This is a genomic window from Chitinophaga sp. MM2321 (assembly GCF_964033635.1).
Classification (GTDB): domain Bacteria; phylum Bacteroidota; class Bacteroidia; order Chitinophagales; family Chitinophagaceae; genus Chitinophaga.
In genome coordinates, this window is sequence record NZ_OZ035533.1 from 5,426,671 (window position 1) to 5,449,950 (window position 23,280).

At 45.8% G+C, this 23,280-nt stretch carries 18 protein-coding genes and 1 tRNA gene; 16 read left to right on the top strand and 3 right to left on the bottom strand.

What is annotated here, in order from left to right:
• The first annotated feature begins 139 nt into the window (after window positions 1–139).
• Entirely contained in the window at window positions 140–529 is a 390-nt protein-coding gene (locus ABQ275_RS21090; protein WP_349315114.1) for a response regulator, read from the top strand.
• Between the two features lie 95 nt (window positions 530–624).
• Complete coding sequence (locus ABQ275_RS21095) at window positions 625–2,916, top strand: hypothetical protein (RefSeq protein WP_349315115.1); 2,292 nt, start codon at window positions 625–627, stop codon at window positions 2,914–2,916.
• Between the two features lie 122 nt (window positions 2,917–3,038).
• Here ABQ275_RS21095 and ABQ275_RS21100 read toward each other — a convergent pair whose 3' ends face one another.
• Window positions 3,039–4,262, bottom strand: a complete 1,224-nt coding sequence (locus ABQ275_RS21100) for an ROK family protein (protein WP_349315116.1) — start codon at window positions 4,260–4,262, stop codon at window positions 3,039–3,041.
• Between the two features lie 235 nt (window positions 4,263–4,497).
• Here ABQ275_RS21100 and ABQ275_RS21105 point away from each other — a divergent pair, with 235 nt between their 5' ends.
• The 14 genes from ABQ275_RS21105 to ABQ275_RS21170 all read left to right on the top strand — a co-directional run bounded on the left by ABQ275_RS21105 (window position 4,498) and on the right by ABQ275_RS21170 (window position 20,764).
• Window positions 4,498–5,694: an AGE family epimerase/isomerase gene (locus ABQ275_RS21105; RefSeq protein ID WP_349315117.1), complete on the top strand. Its 1,197-nt coding sequence runs from the start codon at window positions 4,498–4,500 to the stop codon at window positions 5,692–5,694.
• Between the two features lie 2 nt (window positions 5,695–5,696).
• The gene (locus ABQ275_RS21110) at window positions 5,697–6,941 is read left to right on the top strand and encodes a sugar MFS transporter (RefSeq protein WP_349315118.1); all 1,245 of its coding nucleotides are present in this window, start codon (window positions 5,697–5,699) and stop codon (window positions 6,939–6,941) included.
• A gap of 200 nt (window positions 6,942–7,141) precedes the next feature.
• Window positions 7,142–7,223 (top strand) — tRNA-Leu (locus ABQ275_RS21115).
• Between the two features lie 163 nt (window positions 7,224–7,386).
• Window positions 7,387–8,451, top strand: coding sequence for a substrate-binding domain-containing protein (locus ABQ275_RS21120; protein WP_349315119.1), 1,065 nt, complete (start codon window positions 7,387–7,389; stop codon window positions 8,449–8,451).
• 351 nt (window positions 8,452–8,802) lie between these two features.
• Entirely contained in the window at window positions 8,803–10,206 is a 1,404-nt protein-coding gene (locus ABQ275_RS21125; protein WP_349315120.1) for an aminotransferase class I/II-fold pyridoxal phosphate-dependent enzyme, read from the top strand.
• Between the two features lie 7 nt (window positions 10,207–10,213).
• The gene (locus tag ABQ275_RS21130; protein ID WP_349315121.1) at window positions 10,214–11,623 is read left to right on the top strand and encodes a neutral/alkaline non-lysosomal ceramidase N-terminal domain-containing protein; all 1,410 of its coding nucleotides are present in this window, start codon (window positions 10,214–10,216) and stop codon (window positions 11,621–11,623) included.
• 15 nt (window positions 11,624–11,638) lie between these two features.
• Complete coding sequence (locus ABQ275_RS21135) at window positions 11,639–12,595, top strand: amidohydrolase family protein (protein WP_349315122.1); 957 nt, start codon at window positions 11,639–11,641, stop codon at window positions 12,593–12,595.
• Window positions 12,596–12,624: 29 nt separating this feature from the next.
• Window positions 12,625–13,923, top strand: a complete 1,299-nt coding sequence (locus ABQ275_RS21140) for a hypothetical protein (RefSeq protein ID WP_349315123.1) — start codon at window positions 12,625–12,627, stop codon at window positions 13,921–13,923.
• Between the two features lie 33 nt (window positions 13,924–13,956).
• Window positions 13,957–16,083, top strand: coding sequence for a PVC-type heme-binding CxxCH protein (locus ABQ275_RS21145; RefSeq protein WP_349315124.1), 2,127 nt, complete (start codon window positions 13,957–13,959; stop codon window positions 16,081–16,083).
• Window positions 16,084–16,099: 16 nt separating this feature from the next.
• Entirely contained in the window at window positions 16,100–16,453 is a 354-nt protein-coding gene (locus ABQ275_RS21150) for a hypothetical protein (protein ID WP_349315125.1), read from the top strand.
• Window positions 16,454–16,881: 428 nt separating this feature from the next.
• Window positions 16,882–18,261, top strand: a complete 1,380-nt coding sequence (gene tig, locus ABQ275_RS21155; protein ID WP_349315126.1) for a trigger factor — start codon at window positions 16,882–16,884, stop codon at window positions 18,259–18,261.
• Window positions 18,251–18,955, top strand: a complete 705-nt coding sequence (clpP, locus tag ABQ275_RS21160; protein ID WP_349315127.1) for an ATP-dependent Clp endopeptidase proteolytic subunit ClpP — start codon at window positions 18,251–18,253, stop codon at window positions 18,953–18,955. Before tig ends, clpP begins: the two co-directional genes overlap by 11 nt.
• 186 nt (window positions 18,956–19,141) lie before the next feature.
• Window positions 19,142–20,389 carry an ATP-dependent Clp protease ATP-binding subunit ClpX gene (gene clpX / locus ABQ275_RS21165; RefSeq protein WP_349315128.1) on the top strand — a complete coding sequence of 416 codons (1,248 nt, stop codon included), beginning with the start codon at window positions 19,142–19,144 and terminating at the stop codon, window positions 20,387–20,389.
• Between the two features lie 81 nt (window positions 20,390–20,470).
• The gene (locus ABQ275_RS21170; RefSeq protein WP_349315129.1) at window positions 20,471–20,764 is read left to right on the top strand and encodes a hypothetical protein; all 294 of its coding nucleotides are present in this window, start codon (window positions 20,471–20,473) and stop codon (window positions 20,762–20,764) included.
• A gap of 74 nt (window positions 20,765–20,838) precedes the next feature.
• Here ABQ275_RS21170 and ABQ275_RS21175 read toward each other — a convergent pair whose 3' ends face one another.
• Together ABQ275_RS21175 and ABQ275_RS21180 are read right to left on the bottom strand one after the other, a co-directional pair.
• Window positions 20,839–21,714: a cytochrome c gene (locus ABQ275_RS21175; RefSeq protein ID WP_349315130.1), complete on the bottom strand. Its 876-nt coding sequence runs from the start codon at window positions 21,712–21,714 to the stop codon at window positions 20,839–20,841.
• Window positions 21,715–22,140: 426 nt separating this feature from the next.
• Window positions 22,141–23,280 (bottom strand): acyl-CoA dehydrogenase family protein, encoded by a 1,140-nt coding sequence (locus ABQ275_RS21180; RefSeq protein WP_349315131.1) that lies wholly within the window; start codon window positions 23,278–23,280, stop codon window positions 22,141–22,143.

Sequence of the window (23,280 nt, forward strand, 5' to 3'; positions counted from 1 at the left end):
TCTATAAAAATAATGTCTTTATAGGGATTCATTACGACTGGTAATATAAGTTGAATTATAATGATAAGAAAATAACAACAAATTCATAGATTTGTCTTTATTCAAAATTATTATGCTCAATAGCTGCAAATACAGTTCTGTGCTTTTGATTGATGATGATGTAGATGACAGGATGATATTTGGTGACGTGTTAAAAGAACTTGTACCTGATATTATTTATAATGAGGCCATCAACGGAGAAGACGCACTGGAGAAACTTGAAAAGAACCTTGTACCTGATCTTATTTTCCTTGATCTGAATATGCCCCGTGTGGATGGTAAACAATTTCTGGCAGAGATGCAGAAAATAGACCATCTGAAACACATCCCTGTTGTCATTTACACCACATCTTCGCACGAATCTGATAAAAAAGAAACCCATGCATTAGGAGCTGCCTGCTTCTTCACGAAACCCAATAGTCTCCGTGAACTGAGTCATAAACTCAGCAGCATCCTGGAGGGAAAAATTGAACAACCGGGTGTTGTATAAAAATCATTTCCGGGTAATAATATCCAGATTTTATTTGGCAGGTAGGTATTCCATGATCCAATATTGATAAATTGCATGTCCTAATATCAAGGTATATGTATTTAGAAGAACTGGAAAGGCTGTATCATGAACAGGCGTACACGGTAGCGGCAGCACAACTGGAAAACTACTTGAAAGATCATGCAGAAGAGCCACCCGCGTGGCATCTGATGGGCTTATGCAAGCTGGAAATAGCCAAAGCGGCTGAAAACAGCGAAGCCGCCATTGAAGCATACGACGCCGCTTACGCGGCATTCAGCAAAGCATTATCATACGACCCCAAACACATACAGGCACGCGTTCACAGGGCTTATATGGGCGCCAATGTAATGGAGCACAAAGAAGACGAGACCATCAGCGACTGCCAGGTACTACTGGATGGTGGCGATGAGGAGCTGATGACGAAAGCCCTGCTTTACCGCTTCCAGGTATGGATACTCAAGAATGAAACAGAGAAGGCCCTGGCAGACATGCAACAGAGCCAGGAAATATACAGATCATTATATCATGACGACCTCCCCCAGCTGAATGTGGCGCTGTTCCAGTGTTATACACGCATGGGAGATGTTTACTTTCACCTGGATGATAAAACCCGGGCATTAGGGTTTTACCGGGAAGCCTTTGCCTATACGGTATATAACAACCGCACGCTTTCTACCATACACTTTGCACTGGAGATGGCCGATTATGATTTTGCAGCTGACATGCTGCACCTGATGATCACCGCCGGCGAACAGGAGGAAGCAGAACTGCTCAAACTCCTCCGGAAAGTAAAGGAACTGCTGGACGAAGGATTACAACATCCGGCACTGGCCAAAGAATATTGCTGGGGTACCATAGATCTCTGGAATGAGTTTTATGGAGATGATGATGACGAAGGAACCCTTGAACAGATTTCCACCGGCAAACGGTTTATCGCCCAGAACCCCGGTGAGCCTTATTTCTACCACTATACCGCTACCGCCTTCTTTAATATCGGTAGCTATGGAGAATCGCTGCCTTATTATGAAAAAGCGATTGCCTCACGGCCTTATCCTTCCACTATTGTACACTGGTATTATGCCAGTTACAAAGCCAACGGACACTTCCCCGAAAGCTGGCCGGATACAGATTACAGCATCCCGTACGACTGGTACACCGCCGGCATCATCTGCAGTGAAATCATGCAGCTCTATGGTGACGAGGCCACCAGGCTACCGCTGCTGCAACTAAAAAAATTCCTCTACAAAAAAGCATTTGATCTTTACTCCCCTTATTGGTTTGAAAATAAAGGCACCTCCTACGCGGGCCACCCGCACTACTTTGCCATGTGCTGTAATAACTACGGCATCACCCTGTTTGAACTGGGTGATTTTGAAGAAGCCGTGCGCATACATACAATCGGGTATAACATGTCCGCCTTCTGGGAACAGCTGGAATCCAGGGCCGACGCCTTACACAGCCTGAACAAACTGGAGGAAGCCATCACCGACCGGAAAAATATCCTGGCTATTTTCCGCAGCAGCCTGCCATTAATGTACTATGTATCCATTCATGAAAGGATTATAGAAGACCTCACTACACTCGATCACCACGAGGAGGCACTGAGCCTGTACAACAAGATCCTGGAAGAATATGATACCTGGATCTCCCGGGATATGGAAGACCTGGAAGATTACGACCGCGATACCATCACCTATAACATAGACCGTATCAAAACCGGCCGCGCCTTTATCAAAACAGCCAGTGAAGATGATCTTGCAGAAAGGATCCAGGCACTGGAAAACCATCTCGTGGAAAAGCCCGATGACAGCGATGCTTACTTCAACCTGATGTATCTCTATTTTGATAATGCCCAGTACGCACATTGCATCGGCGCTATCAATAATCGTATATCCATTGGCGGTATCGACAAGCTGCCGGTAGTATCCCGCATGAAAATATATTACTTCAGGGGAAAGGCAGCATTGAAACTGGGCAAGTACAGGGCAGCCATCACCGATATGATGCAAACCCTTGATATCATGGCCGATGGCGATGAGTCAGACAACTCTCCCAACAATAGGTTTGGCGTATATGCATTCCTCGCAGAAGCATTGCTGGGTGTACAGGAATATGACAGCAGTATTGAATATGGCCTCAAATGCGTAGAGGTATACAAGAAAATGAACTGGGGATGGGACAACGAATCATCCGGATTTAATTATACAATAGCCCTCGCATATGAAGGCAAAGGCAACATCACTGCCTGTAAAAAAATAATTGACCGCATCCTCGAAAATGATCCCGGCTACCAACCCGCCATCGCCAAAAAAGTTGCATGGAAAGGCAACAACAGCCTGTTTTCCTTTTTCAAGAAGAAAAAATAAAAAGTATTTACGGATTTTGTGATTTAGAGATGTAGCTATTTTGTTTCAGTGGTATATGTATTACTGAAACAAAATAGCTACATCTCTAAATAATTAAATACCCAAATATTCTGGAAACGGTCCTAATTAATCAACACTTTGTTTCTCACGAGCAGGCAGGCGCCAATGATGCCGGCGCGCTCACCCAGCCGGGAGATCCGGAGTTTGGTATCATTATTCACGAGGCTCAGGGAATATTTATTAACGGCGCTTTTAATAGGGAGGCGGATGTAATCTTCTGTGGCGGCCAGGCTGCCGCCGAGGATCACCAGTTCAGGGTTAAAGATATTGATCAGTATAGCAATACCGCGGCCCAGGTTCTCCCCTATTTTTGCAATCAGTTCTATGGCCAGTACGTCGTCGTCATTAGCTGCCTGGATGATGTCGTGTAGCTGGATATCTTCCGGCGACGCGTATTTCCGCGTCAGCATGGAAGAGGAGCCTTCTTTCAACTTCTGCCGGAACATGCGTAGCAGCGCCCAGCCGGAAGCGGCTGTTTCCAGGCATCCTTTCTTACCACAGTGGCAGATAATTTCGTTATCGAATAAAGGGATATGCCCTACTTCCCCGCTGTAGCCTGATTTACCATAGTACAGTTGTCCGTCTATCAATACGCCCATGCCGATGCCATAGTCCAGGTTCAGGAATAATACGTTGCGTTCGCCGTGTACGGAGTCTGAACAAAATTCACCGTAGGCCATGGCGCGGGAATCGTTTTCGAGGAAAACACGGATGCCTACTTTTGATTCTATGACTTTACTTAGTGGGGCTTCATCAAAATAAAAGAAACTGTAGCTATGGCCGGAGGCATAATTGATCCGACCAGATAAGTTGATGCCGATGCCGAGGATTTTTTCTCTGGGTACCGGCAGCTCACTGATAAAGTGGTTGATCTGGTGACATAGCTCCTCCAACGATTCCTGGTTATTGTCCAGTTTATAAGGCAATCCTTCCGAGGTGTGGACCAGGTTCTTCTGCAGGTCAGACAGGCCCAGGTTAAGGTGGTCCTGCTTTACATCCACCCCGATAAAGAAAGCGGAGTCGGGTACCAGGCCGTATAAGTTGGGTTTGCGGCCACCGGTAGACTCTACTTTACCATAATCCTTTACCAGGCCGTCCCGGATCAGGTCATTCAACAGGGTGGTTACTTTGGGGGCACTGAGGTTCAGTTCCTTGCACATATCTGCAATGGTGGCATTGCCGGTATTGGCAAAGTAGCCCAGGGCGGCCTTCTTCAGGTTAATATTCTTATAGGCTACCCCGGTAAGATTTTCATTATTGAGTTCTTCAAAAAAGGTTTTACCCATATCAATTCGAATACTTTTAGCGATAATAACGCACTAATGTAAGCCCCTTACGTAATATTTATTTAAAAGACCCCATCAAAAATCAGCTTAAAATTCAGAAAAGACTCATTTCAAAAAATAATTTACTATTTAGCGATGATAAATAAATTTTATTAATTAGTATTACCTATTAATAAAATTATTTTTCTAATTTAGAAGGATAATACCTCAAAACATTTAATCAATCAAAATAAATATGCGATACGAAGAATACGCGGCGTTGTACAAAAACAATCTTTTAGATGATGTAGTACCGTTTTGGCTAAAAAACTCACAGGATCCACAATACGGAGGCTATTTTACCTGTCTGGATACAACAGGAAAAGTATTTGATACAGACAAGTTCATATGGCTGCAATGCAGACAGGTATGGTGTTTCAGCATGTTGTACAACAAAGTGGAGCAAAAGCAGGAATGGCTGGATTGCGCTATCCAGGGCGCCGAATTTCTGAAAAAGCATGGCCGGGATGCAGCAGGCAACTGGTACTTTTCACTCACCCGCACCGGTGATCCATTGATTCAGCCCTGCAATATTTTCTCCGATTGCTTCGCTGCCATGGCTTATGGACAATTATACCAGGCTACCGGCAATGAAGCATACAGCAAAATTGCTACCGACACTTTTCATAATATCCTGCAAAGACAGGAAAACCCGAAAGGCCAGTATTCCAAAGCCTTTCCGGGCACCAGGCCGCTGCAGAATTTTGCACTGCCCATGATCCTCTGCAACCTCGTATTGGAAATGGAAACACTGCTGGACAAGGAAGTAGTGGAAACCACTATCAGCAACGGTATCCGCTCTGTAATGGATATTTTCTACCAGCCATCAATGGGGCTGATCCTCGAAAACATTACACCGGATGGTGAGTTCTCCGACTCCTTTGAAGGACGACTGATCAATCCGGGTCACGGCCTCGAAGCCATGTGGTTTATCATGGACCTGGCTACCCGCAACAACAACCAGGACCTGATCATAAAAGCAAAAGATATTACCCTTTCCATCCTGGAATACGGATGGGATAAGGAAAACGGCGGCATCTTCTATTTCCTGGATGTAAAAGGCGCACCTCCACAACAACTGGAATGGGATCAGAAATTATGGTGGGTGCATATTGAAACCATCATCAGTTTACTCAAAGGCTATCTGCATACCGGCGATGAACGTTGCTGGGAATGGTTCGAAAAAGTACATGCCTATACCTGGTCACATTTCCCCGATGCTGAAAATGGTGAATGGTTTGGCTATCTTAACAGGCAGGGAGATCCTTTGTTACAATTAAAAGGCGGTAAATGGAAAGGTTGTTTCCACGTACCCAGAGGGCTTTATCAGGGCTGGAATACATTACAGCAGATAGCAGCTAAAAAAGAATCGTTATCCACTCAAGTAAGTTAATTATGGCGGTTATTTCCACTTCTGAGGCAGTACATACTACATCTCATACAGATAGTAAGCAGTCGTATATGCCTGCACTGATTTCCCTGGCTGTCCTGTATTTCATGATGGGTTTCATCACCTGTCTGAATGATACGCTGGTGCCTTTTTTTAAGAAAGGATTCACGCTAACGTATTCGCAGTCGTCATTGGTACAGTTCTATTTCTTTCTTACCTATGGTATTATGTCAGTACCTGCGGGGAAGATTGTGAGCAGGACCGGTTACAAGAACGGAATGGTATTAGGCTTTGCTGTAGCGGCATTTGGAGGACTCCTCTTTTACCCGGCTTCTGTATTTCATCAATATATCCTTTTCCTGGCTGCGTTATTTGTGATTGCTATTGGCATTGTGATTTTGCAGGTGGCCGCCAATCCTTATATCACGGCATTGGGCCCCGCTAAAACAGCATCAGCAAGGCTAACGCTCATCCAGGGTATCGGCTCTGCCGGTACTACCGTAGCACCGTTATTCGGCGCACATTTTATATTATCCCGGCTACAGGAGTCAGGCGCTTCCAGTGAGGCAGTGCGCTATCCTTATCTGGGCATTGCAGCATTGCTGCTCATCATTGCTTTTGCCGTTTCCCGTTTATCCTTGCCCGTTATTAGCACAGTGAACAATGCACAAACATTACCCACGGGGAAACAAGGCAGTATTTTTTCCTTCCGCCAGCTCAAATTCGGTACCATTGGCATCTTTATGTATGTGGGTGCAGAGGTGTCCATCGGTACCTTTCTTACTAATTACATCGTAGATCTGCTGGGTATCCCGGAGAATGCAGCCAATAATTATGTGGCATTCTACTGGGGAGGAATGCTGGTAGGCAGATTGATGGGCGCGGGTTTGTTGCGGGTCCTGAAACCGGCTATGGTACTATCGGTATGCGCTGCCCTGGCAGTAGTGCTGATCCTCATTTCGGTAAATACCACCGGTATGCTGGCGGTATGGACAATGATTGCCGTTGGCTTGTGTAATGCCGTGATGTTTGCCACTATCTTTTCCTTGTCTGTTCAGGGCGTAGGCCAGCGTACCACCGCTGCATCAGGACTGCTATCCACCGCTATCTGCGGAGGCGCGATCATTTCCTATGCACAGGGGTTCCTGAAAGATCATGGTACCTGGCAAATAGCTTTCCTGATACCGGTTGCATGTTATCTCTATATTTTGTTCTATGGCCTGAATGGCTATAAAGCAAAACAACAATAGTATCAAAATACCTTTGGCAGTTGCTCCATCTCATGGTCAGGCAACTGCCAAAGGCTTTCTCCGGTCAAAAATCATTTTGTTAATTCAAAGAAAACAATACCTTTGCAATCCTTTTTGACGAAGAAAGGTTGATCTTTTTATATATTAGCACGCGGCCCTCAGGGGCGCGTCAATAACAAAAGTTCTTACATTTTATTCTCCCGGGTGTGGTGAAATTGGTAGACATGCCAGACTTAGGATCTGGTGCCGCGAGGCATGGGGGTTCGAGTCCCTCCACCCGGACATTTAAGGGGAAAATTGAAAAATTTTCCCCTTTTTTTATGCCCTGAAACGCGGGCCTCTCCCCTTTATAAATATATAAAATCAACCTGTCAGCAACTCCGGTATGTAAGCGGAGGCAGGCGCTTTTAGCCTATATTTATATTATTGTATCACAAATGCTGCTATGAAAAAAGAAGAAACCAGCGAACAGGCCGGCGTAAAAGAAATCGCAAGAAGAGCAGGCGTATCCAGGGCTACGGTGGACAGGGTGATCCATAAACGAAAAGGCGTTTCCGGCAAAACACGCGACAAGATCAATACCATCATTGCAGAACTGAACTACCAGCCAAACCTGCATGCACAGCGCCTGGCTTCCCGGAAAGTGATACATATTGCCACCCTCATTCCCCAAAGCTCCGATGAAACCAGCTTTTGGGAAGGCCCTTTGAAAGGCATTGAGGATGCCGAAGCGGAAGTGATGCAGTTCAGTGTAAAGGTGTATAAATATTTTTACGACCAGGACGATAAAAAATCGTTCGTACAGCAGGCAAATGCCATCCTTAAAATGAAGCCGGATGGTATACTGCTGGCGCCTTCTTTCATGGAAGAATCAATGGCGTTTATAGCCAGCTGCGATAAGCTGGGCATTCCCTATGTGTTCATGGACTCTGATATACCCGGTCGCAACAACCTGTGCTATATTGGTCCGGACCTTTACCAGAGCGGGTTTCTCGCTGCCCACCTGATCAGCTACCTGTTGCGTGATAATGATAAAGTGCTGATTGTAAATATTTCAAAAGAAATTGATAATGACCACCACCTGCTAAGGAAAGAAGAAGGCTTCCGAGCGTATTATAAAGAACACGGACAGGAACACATCATCATCAAACGAAATATCCACCGCCTTGACCATGCTTCCATTGAAGCCGGTATTTCAAAAGAGTTGCAACTGCATAAAGATATCAGGGTGATCTTTGTTACCAATTCCAGGGTATCCGCAGTGGCAGGCTATATACAGCGCCTACAGCACAAAATTATACTGGTGGGATACGATTTCCTGAAAGAGAATATTGACTACCTGCACGACCGTACCATTGATTTTCTTATCTGTCAGAAGCCCGTGCAACAGGCATACAAAGGCGTAATGGCACTATACCAGCACATTGCTTTTGCCACTCCCGTGGAAAAGATGAATTATATGCCCATCGATATCATTACCCGGGAAAACTTCACCTCTTACGAAAAGTAAGCAGCCCAGATTTTCTTCACAATTGGTTTAAAACAGCTACCATATTGAATTTTACAATAGCAAAAGGACTTAAAACATCCCGGTAAATAAGGATAAAAACAAAGAAATTGGAAAAAATTAAAAATTTACGGGCACGCACCCGTAAAAATATGTAAATTAGATTTTAGAAAGATGATCAACCAGCATTTCTACTGCTTTTGAAGACACCGATCCTCCGGCAGTACCAGCAGAACAGTGAACGATCCATCATGCAGCGGACCCGCGGATGAAAGTAAACAGCAAACATCAACAATATGTGAGCAGTGACTTCGATACTTAATTTTCCTTCATAAAAAATTAAACCCGGCATACATGAAAACGCATCACTCACCAGAAGGCGCCTCCAACCCGCGCAGATCTTTTCTGAAATCCTCTGGCATGCTTACCGCAGGGCTCTTTCTGGGAGGCTCTTTACGCGCATCCGTACCGTTTCACCTAAGCGGACCGGGCAACATCAATACTCCCGCAATATTGGGCGGACAACCGGTACGCCCCGCCCAATGGATCAAATGGCCCATCTGGAAACCCGAAACCGACGAACAAAGAGTCATAGAAGTAATCCGCAGCGGGATATGGTCAAGAGCCGCCGTAGTCACCGAATTTGAAAAAGAATGGGCAGCAGCCCTGGGCGCTAAAAGAAGCCTGGCAGTTGTAAACGGTACCAACGCCCTGGTAGTGGCGCTGAACCAGCTCAACATCAGAACCGGCGATGAAGTACTCGTTCCCCCATATACCTTTATCGCCACGATCAGTGCTGTGCTTTCCAACGGCGCTATGCCCATATTTGTAGATATTGATCCTGACACCTACCAGATAGATCCTGACAAACTGGAAGCAAAGATCACTCCCCGCACCAAGGCTATTTTACCCGTACACATCCTGGGCCAACCGGCAGATATGGACCGCATCATGGCCATCGCACAAAAACATAACCTGGTTGTTATTGAAGACGCCTGCCAGGCCCACCTCGCAGAATACGATCATAAAAAAGTAGGCGCCATCGGACATGCAGGCTGCTTCAGCTTTCAGAATTCCAAGAACCTCGCCATCGGAGAAGGCGGCGCCATTGTAAGCAATGATGACGCGTTTATGGACCGCTGCTTTTCTTACCAGAACTACGGCTACCCTTACGGCACCATGGTGGGCGCAATAAGCGCCGGCAGCACCATGCAGGGCACCAAAGTAAGGCTCACAGAATACCAGGCAGCCATCGGGCTTTCACTACTGAAACGGCTGGATGGCGAAACCACCATCCGTAACAACAATGCCGCCTATCTCAAATCACTGATAAACGGCATCCCCGGCATCCGCCCTTATAAACTCTATGATAAAGTAACAAGAAGTGCGTTCCACTTATTCCCCTTCCGGTACAACCAGGCAGCGTTTAAAGGATTACCGCGTGAGGAATTCCTGAAAGCACTCAGGGCGGAAGGTATCCCCTGCTCCGGCGGATATACCGTATTGAACGACCAGCTGTTCCTGAAAGATGCCTTTGAATCCAAAGCCTATCAGAACTCCTACCCGAAGGAACAACTCAACTTTGAAAAGTATGTAGCAGAAAACAAATGCCCGGAGAATGAACAGCTGTGCAAAGAAGCCGTATGGTTCACACAAAATATGCTGCTGGGACCCAAAACAGACATGGACGATATTGCTTCAGCCATTTCCCGGATACATCAGCATGCAGAGAAAATAAAACTGGCCGAAAAAAAATAAACGATTGATGACTATGAGTATCCGCTACATTTTTCAATTGAAAAAATTGAAACCAGGGTTTATATGCCTGTTCTTTTTTATCCTCCTCGCATCTCCGCTGGCTGCAAAGGAAAAAGGATGGAAAGCAGGTGCTGCACGCGTAAACATCACTCCCGCTAAACCCATGTGGATGGCCGGTTTTGCGGCAAGGACCCATCCCGCTGAAGGCAAGATACACGACCTATGGGCAAAGGCCCTGATAATAGAAGATGCCGACGGTAAAAAAGCAGTATTAGTTACAACAGATCTGCTGGGCATTCCCAAAGCAATGTCCGACCGCATCCGGGATCAACTAAAAACAAAATTCGGTTTACTGCGCGAACAGATCATGCTAAACAGCTCCCACACACATTCCGGACCGGTACTGGAAACAGCACTCTCTGATATTTATCCACTCAACCAGGAACAGATCAACCTCATCAACCAATATTCCGCCACTCTTGAAACCAAAATCGTTGCGCTGGTAGGCGACGCTATCCGCGACCTGGAACCAGCGGAATTGTTTGTAGAGAATGGTGTTACACGCTTCCAGGTAAACCGGCGGAACAATAATGCCGGACTGATACCCTGGATTTCAGATCTCAGCGGTCCCAATGATTACGCGGTGCCGGTAATAAAAGTACAGGATGCAAAAGGGAAACTGAAGGCAGTAGCTTTCGGTTATGCCTGCCACGCTACTGTATTAAGTGAATATAAATTCTCCGGCGATTACCCCGGCTTTGCCATGTTAGAACTGGAAAAAACATATCCCGGCACCATTGCTTTGTTTTTCCAGGGTGCCGGTGCAGACCAGAACCCGCTACCCCGTGGTACCGAGCCGCTGGCAAAACAGTATGGAAAAGAGCTGGCAGCAGCAGTAGAGCGGGTTTTGGAAGAAGACATGCGCAAGCTGAAACCAAAGATCTCCACGGCCTATGCAGAAGTGCGCCTGCCTTTTAGCACACTTCCGGATGAAGCAAAACTGACGCAACTGGCCACCAGTGGCCCAGACGGCTATCCCAGGCGCTGGGCGGCACGCATGCTGGCAAAAGTAAAAAGCGGAGAACAGCGTGAGCCGGATTACCCCTACCCCATTGAGGTATGGCTTCTTGACGATCAACCCTTAATCGGACTGGGCGGAGAACTGGTAGTGGAATACAGCATTAAACTGAAAGAAATTTTCGGGCTGAACACTTTTGTGATGGGCTATTGTAACGACGTGATGTCTTACATCCCTTCTACAAGAATATTGAGAGAAGGCGGATACGAGGGCATGACCGCCTGTATGGTATATGGCTTGCCCTCCCCATGGTCCACCGAAACGGAATCCATCATTTTGCAGAAAGTCATCAGGCTGGCAAAACAGGTACAGATTCCTCTTCGTCCTATAACACTATAAAAACAAAACATCCACATGAGTAAAATGCCGTTATCACGCAGGGAATTTATTGCAGGAGCAGGCATACTGCTGGCCGGCACGGCTTTAAAACTGCAAGGCGCAGCGATGCCGGCACCTGATGCAGAACAGATCATAGACATTCATCAGCATATCGGTTACATGGGACGTGCTGATGCCGATCTCATGTTCCATCAACAGGCGCTGGGTGTAACAAAAACCATCATGTTGCCTGCGGGCACGCCGGTGAACAGGCCATCTACACATGATGGAAAGGCCAATGGCCTGCAAGCCAAAGCCGGTGGAAATGAAGCCTGCTACCAGCTTGCAAAGCAATACCCCGGAAAATTATGGTTCGGCGCCAATGAAGTCCCCGACCTACCAAATGCCACAGCGGAAATTGAAAAGTACCTCAAACTGGGCGCAGTAGTGATCGGCGAACTGAAATTCGGGGTGGACTGCGATTCAAAGGAAATGCAAAAGATATATGAACTGGCACAAGCCTACAATGTACCTGTACTCATGCATTGGCAAATTCATATGTACAACTACGGGTTGGACCGCTTTCATAATATGCTGGCAAAATATCCGAAAGTAAACTTCGTTGGTCATGCACAAACCTGGTGGGCCAATATAGACAAAAACTATACAGAGCAGCAAGGGTTATATCCCAAAACCAAAATAACACCCGGCGGCATTACTGACCGCCTCCTGAGCGATTACCCTAACGTGTACGCAGATCTGTCTGCCGGCTCAGGACTGAATGCCTTCACCCGTGATGAAGAACATGCAAAGATGTTCCTGAAAAAACACCAGGACAAACTCATGTATGGCAGTGATTGCATTGATGTTACGGGTCAGGTAAAAGATTGCTCGGGAGCCGGTACCCTGGCGGAAGTGAGAAAACTGGCGCCAGATAAAAAAGCCGTAAAAAAGATCCTGTATAAAAATGCGCAGCGATTATTCCGCTTATAGAAAAATTATCCAAACACAAACTTGTGCAAATGATTTCAGTAGATACTATTAAAGATAAAACACTGACAGCAACATCCCACTACTCCGGTTTTGAACTGGCCCACGATACTTACAATGCTATCACCGCAGCAAGTGATGGAAGGATTTATTATGTGTTGTCATCAGAATCATACGATAAAGGCGGGCAGATCTGTGCATATGATCCCAATAAAAACCAGTCAGTATTGCTGGCAGACCTCACGGAAATATGCGGGGAGAAAGGTAAAGCCACCATTCCCCAGGGCAAGAGCCATGTGCGGTTTCATGAAAGCGACGGTAAACTATATTTTGCTTCCCATATAGGTGTATATGAAATGATTGATGGCATGGAACGCCTGCATGTGCATGCACTGGAAGGCTACAAACTATACCCCGGCGGTCATTTCCTTTCATACGACCTGCACAGCGGCAAGTTTGAAGACCTCGCCATTGCACCAAATGGTGAAGGCATCATTACCATGACCATGGATAAGGAAAGAAAGCAACTATATGCACTTACCTGGCCAACGGGCTATTTCATCCATTACAACATAGATACAGGAGAATTAAAAAACCTCGGCGCAACCTGTGCGCGAAGCGAAGCAGGCACCCCAGGCGACGATTACCGCGCTATCTGCCGCTCTATGTTTATAGACCAGGATAAGGGAGATGTTTATTTTTCTACTGCTGAAGGGGCTATTTATTCATATCACCCCGATGCTGCAGCCCTGGAAAAGATGGAAGGGGTAAATCTGAAGATCGATTATTTCGGAACATATGATCCTACCCGTCCCGGTAGTATGGGCTATAACTGGCGTAAAATATTCTGGTATGCACCGGAGAAAGTAGCTTATGGTGTGCATGGAAATTCCGGCTACTTATTCCGTTTCGATCCTGCCGGAAAGAAGGTGGAAATTGTAGACCGCATTGCTTCCGCACTGTCGCAGCAAAGCGGTATGTACGACCAGTTCAGCTATGGATATCTCGGTTTTATACTTGGCCCCGATGGTGAAACCATTTACTACCTCACAGGCGGCCCCGTTTACGAAGGAGGCAAAAGAGTTACAGGCGCCAGCCAGATTTCAAAAGGTGGTGCCAAAGGAATTGAGAACCTGCACGTGGTAACCTATCACCTGCCCACCCGCACTTATACAGATCATGGCGCTGTATTCTACGCCGATGGCGGAAGACCCACGTATGTAAATTCCATTGCGATAGACACGGCGGGAAATATTTATACACTTGCCCGGTTTAACCACGCAGGGAATGAAATACAGGATCTCGTAAAAATACCCAACCCTTTCTGTTAGGGATTTCCTGAATATTTAACACAAGAAAAAAGCATGAAGAACAGACATCTCATACAAACACTCTTTACAACCGCAACAGTGGCGCTTTTTTGCGGATGCAGCGGCGCCAGGTATAAAGGCCCGCTTACGCCGGAAGCAGCTATCAAAACATTTGATGTGGCAGATGGCTTCCGGGTAGAAGTGTTTGCAGCAGAACCATATGTGAAAGACCCCGTGGAAATGGTGTTTGACGAGCAAGGCAACTGTTTCGTTATTGAAATGGGCGACTATCCCTACAAGCCTGAAAAAGGGAAGGGACACGGAAGGATCCGACAGTTAAAAGATCTCAACAACGATGGCCGCATTGATACGTCCATTGTTTTTGCAGAAGGCCTGCCCAGCGGTACCAGCATACTCCCCTGGCAGCAGGGTCTCCTGGTAACAGCCGCTCCTGATATCCTTTTCATGAAAGATACCGATGGCGATGGCCGGGCAGACAGTACAGAAATATTATTCACCGGCTTTTTTGATGATAATTCAGAAGCGCAGATCACCAGTCTCCGCTACGGAGTGGATAACTGGATATATGCTAACAACAACGGGCAGAAAGGAACGGTAAAGTTTAACAGGAAACGGGAGGCGCCTGCCATATCCGTTGGCGGGGGCGATTTCCGTTTCAGGCTGGACAAGGGATTGTTTGAAGTAGAATCGGGCAGTGGACAGTTTGGTCTTGCCATGGATGATTATGGTCATCGTTTCTTTACACAAAACACCCTGCACATTCAAACGGCTCCCATTCCCTGGCGTTACCTGCACCGGCACAACTTTCTGCCTGCTTACAAGGGCGCTGAGAATATTTACAAAGACACGCCGGTAGTTTACCAGCTCACGGCTTCTCCCTACTGGCGTGCAGAACGCTCTGCCCGCCGGCAGAAAGCATACGATGAACAAGGTCTTGGCAGAAAAGAATATGCTGCCGGTCATTTTACCGGTGCTTCCGGCGGAACGGATTACCATGGCGCAGGCTTTCCACAGGAATATGATGGGTCTATATTTACCGCAGAAGTATCGTGTAATCTCGTACACCGCGACCGCATTGACATGCTTGGAAACGGGCCCTTTTTCGCTGCCAGAAGTGCTGATTCAGCATCAAAAAGAGAGTTTATAGCTTCAGATGATACCTGGTTCCGCCCTGTAAACCTCACCAACGCACCGGATGGATGGCTCTACCTTGTGGACATGTACCGGCAACATATTGAAACACCCGTGTCCATTCCCGACGATCTCAAAGAAGACATGGATTTTATGCTGGGCAACCAGTACGGGCGTATTTACCGGATCATTCCCACCAATGCAAAAACACCGGGTGCATTGCATCCTGATCTCCACAACAAAAAAACGAACGAGCTGGTGGCGCTGCTGGCAAACAGCAGCCGCTGGTGGCGTTCCAATGCACAACGCCTGTTAGTTGAACGAAAAGACCCTGCCGCCATTCCATTGCTGAAAGAGTTATTCAATACCGCCACTGATCCCCGCGCACGGCTGCATGCCCTGTACACGCTGGAAGGATTGGATGCACTGAACAGTGAAATAGTGAGCCAGGCGATGAAAGACAGCGCCGCCGGCATCAGGGAACACGGGGCTATTTTATCAGAACGTTATCCTGCCTGTTTGCCTTTGCTCCTACAACTTTCTGCTGACAGCGTGCCACTCGTGGCTTTCCAGGCCACGCTCTGCCTGGGCCAGTTCCCTACCGCCAAAGTATTGCCTGCTATGGCCGCTGTGCTGGAAAAATATGCGGCAGACAAATGGTTTCAATCTGCCATACTCAGTGCTGATGCAGGTATTTCCATGGACTTTTTGCAATACCTCCTCACCAGGGGTGGTTTAAAGAAAGGAACAGCATCAGACAAAAGTGGTTATCTCACCACGTTTGCACATGCCATCGCAGCGAGAAATACAACCGGGGAAGTAAGCGGCTTGCTGGCGCTGGCAGCCCAGCTGGATGAATCGTACCAGGTGGCTATCCTCCATGGCACCACCACGGGGTTAAAAGCCACAAAAAATAAAAGTGCAGCCGACGCCACATTCGCACGTTCGCTGGCCGCCTTACAGCAAAGCACTGCGCCGGCAGTAAAGGAGGCTGCCGCCAACCTGTCTGCATCGCTGGAAAAAAAGTAAGCATAAAATAAGCATAATGAAAAACCAAGAGTATACGCGCCGTTTGTTTCTGAAAAACGCCTGTTCCTCCGGCATCCTCCTGTTTGCAGGCGGGTTGCTGGCGACAGGTTGCGGCAACGGCGGCAAGAAAGTGAAAACGGAAGAAGAAGAGGTGGCCTCCTGCGATGATTATACAAGATTATCAGCAGCAGACCTGGCAGCAAGGAAAAAGCTGGGGTACACAGAAAGCGGGCCCGATCCTGAAAAACATTGTAAGCTGTGCAATCTTTACAAACCTCCGGTAGCAGGAAGAAAATGCGGCGGGTGCCTGCTTTTCAAGGGCCCTGTAGCGGAAGAAGGCTCCTGTACCTATTGGGCGCCCCAAACCTGATAAATAATACCCTTCTGTGATTTTTAACAAAGCTGTCATACAAAAAAGGCTGTCTCAAAAGCAGGAGGCAGCCTTTTTTAGCCCAGATTACACCAAAATATCCATTACCTTTGCGCAAATAAAAAACAAACGCTTAAAAAGAAATTATAGCTGCATGTGATTTATGGTCAGCGATTTAGACTATCAAAAAACACTAAAAAGCGAATCAGGGGTCCGATTGTAATATACGTGGCATTGTGTCAATATGGCAATGTGATAGTACCGCTTCTCCTTTCTTCATTATCACCTGCAAGCCTGTTCAGACACATTTTCACTAATTTACCAGCTTATTTCTCCTGCCATTCCTTCGTCAAATGGTGACTTCATGGCAGGAAAACAAACAAGGAATCATTATTGCTTCTTAAAGAACATTTTATACAAATCAAATTATGGCAACCGTTACCAGAGAAAACATTGGTTTATTGAACGATAAGATCACTGTGAAAGTGAGCCAGGAAGATTATCTTCCTAATTTTGACAAAGCAGTAAAGCAATTCAGCAAGAATGCGAACATACCCGGCTTCCGTAAAGGAATGGTACCTGCAGGTATGGTAAAGAAGATGCACGGTCCTGCTATTTTTGGCGATGAAGTGCTGAAAACTGTAGAAAAAGAACTGATGGGTTATGTACAGGCAGAAAAACTGGAACTCTTCGGTCAACCGATTTCCCTGGAAAAAACTGCTAAAGACCTCGATTTCAGCAAACCTGCTGACTATGCATTCGAATTTGAAATAGGCCTGAAACCTACTTTCAACGTTACCCCGCTGGAAAATAATAAAACCACCCTCACCAAATATAAAGTAATCGTTACCGAAGAAATGGTGGACGATGAAATTCAGCGTTTACAGCTGAAAGGTGGCAAAACCACAGAACCTGAAACCGTTACTTCAGAAGACAACGTTATCAACGTTACTTTCGAAGAAACAGATAAAAAGGGTAATGTAATAGAAGGTGGTATCAACAAAGAAAACGCCCTGCTCGTTAAATACTTCACACCTGCTATCCAGGCTGAACTGCAAGGCAAAAAAATTGGTGACAGCATCGTATTGCAACTCGCTACTTCTTTTGATGAACAGCGCCTGAGCTGGATCCTGAAAGATCTCGGCTTTGAAGCGGATGATAAAGCAGCGGCAAAAAAATATTTCAAACTGGCCATCACTAAAGTGACCCTGATTGATAAAAGAGAATTGAATGAAGAATTCTTCAAAGAAGTTTATCCTGCCGAAAGCATCACTACAGAAGAAGCTTTCCGTGGTAAACTGAAAGAAGAAATCGCCAAATACTGGGACTCCGAAAGCCGCAACCACCTGCACAACGACCTGTTTGAAGTGCTGGTACATGAAACGCCGATTGAGTTACCAAAGGATTTCCTGAAACGTTGGCTACAGGTAGGTGGTGAAAAACCAAAAACTGCCGAAGAAGCCGAAAAAGAATTCCCGAGTTTCGACCATCAACTACGCTGGACGCTGATCAGCGATAAACTGGTTCGTGATAATAAATTGGAAGTTTCTTTCGAAGATCTGAGAGAAAGTGCCAAACAAAAAGTATTGGGTTATTATGGTGGCGCCGCTGCTGATGGAGCAGAATGGCTGGATAGCTACCTGGATCGCCTGTTACAGGATGAAAAATTTGTAGACCAGACTTATCGTGAAATGATCACTGCCAAGCTGTTTGAATGGGCTGAAGGCAAGGTGAACGTGAAAGAAGAGGAAATCAAAGCAGAAGATTTTGTTAATTTACCTCATAAACATCACCATCATGAACATTAATAACGATGAATTCAGAAAATATGCCATCAAGCATCGTGGAATCAGCAGCCTGGTAGTAGATAGCTATGCTAAAAGCCATCAGATCAACAGCCTGACTCCTTATATCCTTGAAGAGCGCCAGATGAATATGACACAGATGGACGTTTTCTCCAGGTTGATGGCTGATCGTATTATTTTCCTGGGAGATCCCGTAAACGACTACGTGGCAAACGTAATTACCGCGCAACTGTTGTTCCTCGAGTCTTCCGACCGTACCCGTGATATACAGATGTACATCAATAGCCCCGGAGGCAGCGTTTACGCAGGCCTGGGTATTTATGATACAATGCAGATCATTTCTCCTGAAGTAGCTACTATCTGTACCGGTATGGCCGCCTCCTTCGGCGCTGTACTGCTCGTAGCAGGTACCAAAGGAAAACGTACTGCCCTGAAACACGCACGCGTAATGATTCACCAGCCTCACGGCGGTGCAGAAGGTCAGACTTCTGATATTGAAATCACAGCACGTGAATTCGTAAAACTGAAAAAAGAACTGAACGAGATCATCGCTACCCATTGTGGACAAACCATCAAGAAAGTAGAGAAAGACTCTGACCGTGACTACTGGATGACCGCTGAGGAAGCTAAAGAATACGGCATCATCGATGACGTATTACAGAAAAATCCTAAGAAACAGCTGGATACGCCTCAGTAAACCATGATTTAACAGATTTTTAGGATTTATTCCTTCAAATCCCGGTCATATTTTAACAGTCCCGGCCTTGTCGGGACTGTTTTATTTAAATCCCCCGGGATTTTTAGCGTAAATTTGTAGCCCTGTAATGTTGTTTTTTACAGGCAAAGAAAAAGATAGGTTCGTCGAAAAATAATTTATTCCGAAATGAAAGAATCAAAAATTCGCTGTTCCTTTTGTAACCGCTCCAAAGATGAAGTACAGATATTGATAGCGGGCGCCGAAGGACATATCTGTGAAAACTGTGTGGCTAATGCGCAGGAAATCATTGACCAGGAGTTATTCGCTCCCGGCAAAAAGAATGCTGCTCCTGCACCGGCTCCTAATGTGATGCCCAAAGTGGCCAAGCCAATGGACATGAAAAAGTTCCTGGACGAATATGTTATCGGTCAGGACGATGCAAAGAAAATATTGGCAGTAGCGGTATATAATCACTACAAAAGACTCAATCAGCAGGTTGGCGATGATGAAGTGGAAATCGAAAAATCCAATATCATCATGGTCGGCGAAACCGGTACCGGTAAAACCCTGCTGGCAAAAACCATTGCCAAACAATTAAACGTTCCTTTCACTATCGTGGATGCTACCGTATTTACAGAAGCCGGCTACGTGGGTGAAGATGTGGAAAGTATCCTCAGCCGCCTCCTGCAGGTATGCAACTATGATGTGGAAGCCGCTGAAAAAGGGATCGTTTATATCGATGAAATTGATAAAATAGCCCGTAAAAATGATAACCCTTCCATCACCCGTGATGTGAGTGGTGAAGGTGTGCAACAGGGATTGCTGAAATTGCTGGAAGGCGCTGAAGTACTGGTACCACCGCAAGGTGGCCGTAAACACCCTGAACAGAAATTAATCAAGCTGAATACACATAATATCCTGTTTATCTGTGGCGGCGCCTTTGATGGCGTTGACAGGATCATCGGCAGAAGGGTACAAACCCATTCTATCGGCTTTACGGTAAACAAGGAAAAAGAAGAAGAAAGCAGGAAACAGATCCTCCGGTATGTGAATTCCCAGGACCTGAAATCATTTGGCCTCATCCCGGAATTACTGGGCCGTTTGCCGGTGGTTACTTACCTCAACTCTCTCGACAGGGATACGCTGAAAGCGATCCTGACAGAACCTAAAAATGCCCTGGTTAAACAATATAAAAAATTGTTTGCCATAGAAAATATTGATCTTCAGATTGAACAGGATGCCATCGAATATATTGTAGACAAAGCCATGGAATACAAGCTGGGGGCACGCGGTCTGCGTTCCATCTGTGAAGTGGTCCTGAGCGATGCAATGTATGAATTGCCTTCTGCCAATGAAACTACTTTCGTACTTTCTAAAGAGTATGCTCAGGCCAAACTGGAACAGAGTACGCTTATTAAATTGAAAGTAGCGTAGACCAGGACCCGGATCAATCAGGTTTAATCTTTTTATCCGTTTAATCCTGGTCTGATTTGTAACTATAATAAAACCACTATTATGCAGGAACTCATTCAACAATTACAGGCAAAAGCCGGTCTTACTACTGAACAGGCTGCTCAGTCAATAGAGGTGATCAAGGAATATGTGAAAGGTAAGCTGCCCCCATTTATTGCTGGTACTGTAGACAATTGGTTTGCAGGCATGTCCGATAAAACAGAAACGAAAAAAGAAGGCTTGCTGGATCAGGCCGGAGATTTTCTGGAAAATGTAAAAGATAAAGCTGAAGACTGGGCAGAAGATGCGAAGGATAAAGTATCGGATTTCTTCAATAAAGATAAAAAAGGTGCATAACCTTTTCGTGATGTACTGGTAAAGTAATTAAAACAAAACACCCTTCCGTATGATGCGGAAGGGTGTTTTTGTTTTTATAAATTCTTCAGATAGAGATATAACGCTTTCAATTCTACATCTGTGTATTGGGCTGTCATACCCCAGGGCATATCTTCGTTTTTCAGTTGCTTGCCTTCCGGTGTTTTGCCGGTACGCAACGCGGTAATGAAACCATCCTCCGACCATTTGCCTACATGTCCTGTTGACGTAATGTTTGCCACAGGAACGCCGCCTGGTATCGGGTTATCGCCTCCTTTCAGGGAAGGCTTATGACAACCTATACAGGATACGGATAAATATTCACCGTATTCGGCTGTGGCACTTTTTACAACATCGGCTGGTTGTTTATAAGTATGGTCTATCTCCTCTGCGGGAAATAACGGCACCTTTCCTAATACCGACAGCACTTTTCCCATAGGCCCTACTTTGAAAGGGATGGTAGGCCTGTCTACTTTAGGTTGTGCCTTACAATAAGCAATGATAGCACCGATATCCTGGTCAGATAACTTAACAAAATCCGGTGATGGCATCAGCATTAATGTTTTACCTGCCGGGCTCACTCCATGCCGCATAGCGGTTAACCAGGCTTTATTATCAAAGCTCGCCGGTAAGCCACCTTTACCATAGGTAAGATTGCTACCTGCAAAACGCCCGATCGGTGGGTCATCCACAAATACCTTTCCGCCCAGATCCGTACCATGACAATGCGCACACCCTTTAATGGTGAAGAGATGCGCACCCGCAGCAATAGTAGCCGAATCCGTAGGGATTTCTATCTCCCTTACATCAATCGCGTATTGCTTATTTGCATGTTGATTAAACAGGAAAGAGAAGACACCAAAAGCGATGACTAATACAACAATAAGGCCCAGCACAACAATGCCGGCCCACTTTAAAATTTTTGAGAACATACTAAAGAATTATGATGCAAAACTAATAGGGATACTAATTACAGGTATCAGTATAAACACTGAATTACGGGATAAAAAACGTAACGTGGATGACAGATCTTAATCTCTTCTTACTATTGGTGAAAATACGTTGAAGTGCTGCTCTTATTTTATTAAAAGGCACCCGATTAAGGTGCCTTTCTTTTGGGTAAAGTTTGTTTCAAATCTTTCTTTGATTTTGTGTGAAGGTTGATAAACGGTAAAGAGTGATGAATTAACCCAAATTTAACGTTCCTTTTGCAATAATACATAACACTAAAGGGTTAATATTTCATTTATTTGTCAAAAAACAAGGAACGGTTCGTAGCGTATATTTTTTTAATTTAAAAAAACAATCTTCTTACAATTATATCAGGATCAATTGCAAAATCGATATAGTATCCCCTGTTATTTCAATGCTTCCCGCGCAATCACAATTTTCTGAATTTCTGAAGTTCCCTCTCCGATGGTGCATAATTTTGCATCCCGGTAGAATTTTTCCACCGGAAAATCCTTTGTATAGCCATATCCTCCAAAAACCTGCACCGCATCATTCGCTACCCTCACTGCTACTTCCGATGCATAATATTTCGCCATAGCCGCCTGTTGCGTCATCGGCACCATACGGTTCTTCATATCCGCAGCCTGCATAGTAAGCAACTCAGCGGCTTCAATCTCTGTAGCCATATCTGCCAGCTTAAAAGAAATCCCCTGGAAATTAGCAATAGGCTGATCAAACTGGTAACGCTCCTTTGCATATTTAATAGCCGCATCCCGCGCACCTTTCGCAATACCAAGTGACAGTGCTGCGATTGAAATACGGCCACCATCCAACACTTTCATGGACTGTATAAAGCCATCCCCAACGCCTCCCAGCATATTGGCCGCTGGTATCCTGCAATTATCAAAGATCATTTCTGCTGTTTCAGATGCCCGCATACCCAGCTTGTTTTCTTTCTTACCACCACTAAAACCCGGCGTACCCCGTTCTACTACAAACGCAGTCATACCATGACTATCACGCACCTCGCCGGTACGTGCTATCACAACGGCTACATCACAGCTTTTGCCGTGTGTAATCCAGCATTTGGTACCATTAATCACCCAGTCGTCGCCTTCCTGTTTTGCCACGCATTTCATATTCATGGCATCAGAACCGGTATTCGGTTCTGTGAGCCCCCAGGCGCCAATCCACTCCGCAGATGCCAGCTTAGGCAGGTAGTGCTGCTTCTGTGTTTCATTGGCAAATTGCAGGATATGACCGGTACACAAAGAATTATGTGCGGCTACACTCAATCCTATAGCGCCACAGATACGGGAAATTTCACTGATCACGGTTACATACTCCAGGTATCCCAAACCACTGCCACCATACTCCTGTGGCACCAAAACGCCCATCAGTCCTAATTCACCCAGTTTTTTAAACAGGGCAACAGGGAATATCTGTTCTTCATCCCATTCCAACACGTGTGGCTGTATGTTTGTTTTTCCGAAATCGCGGATCATTTGCGCAATCTGTTGTTGCATATCCGTAGGCTCAAAGTTCAT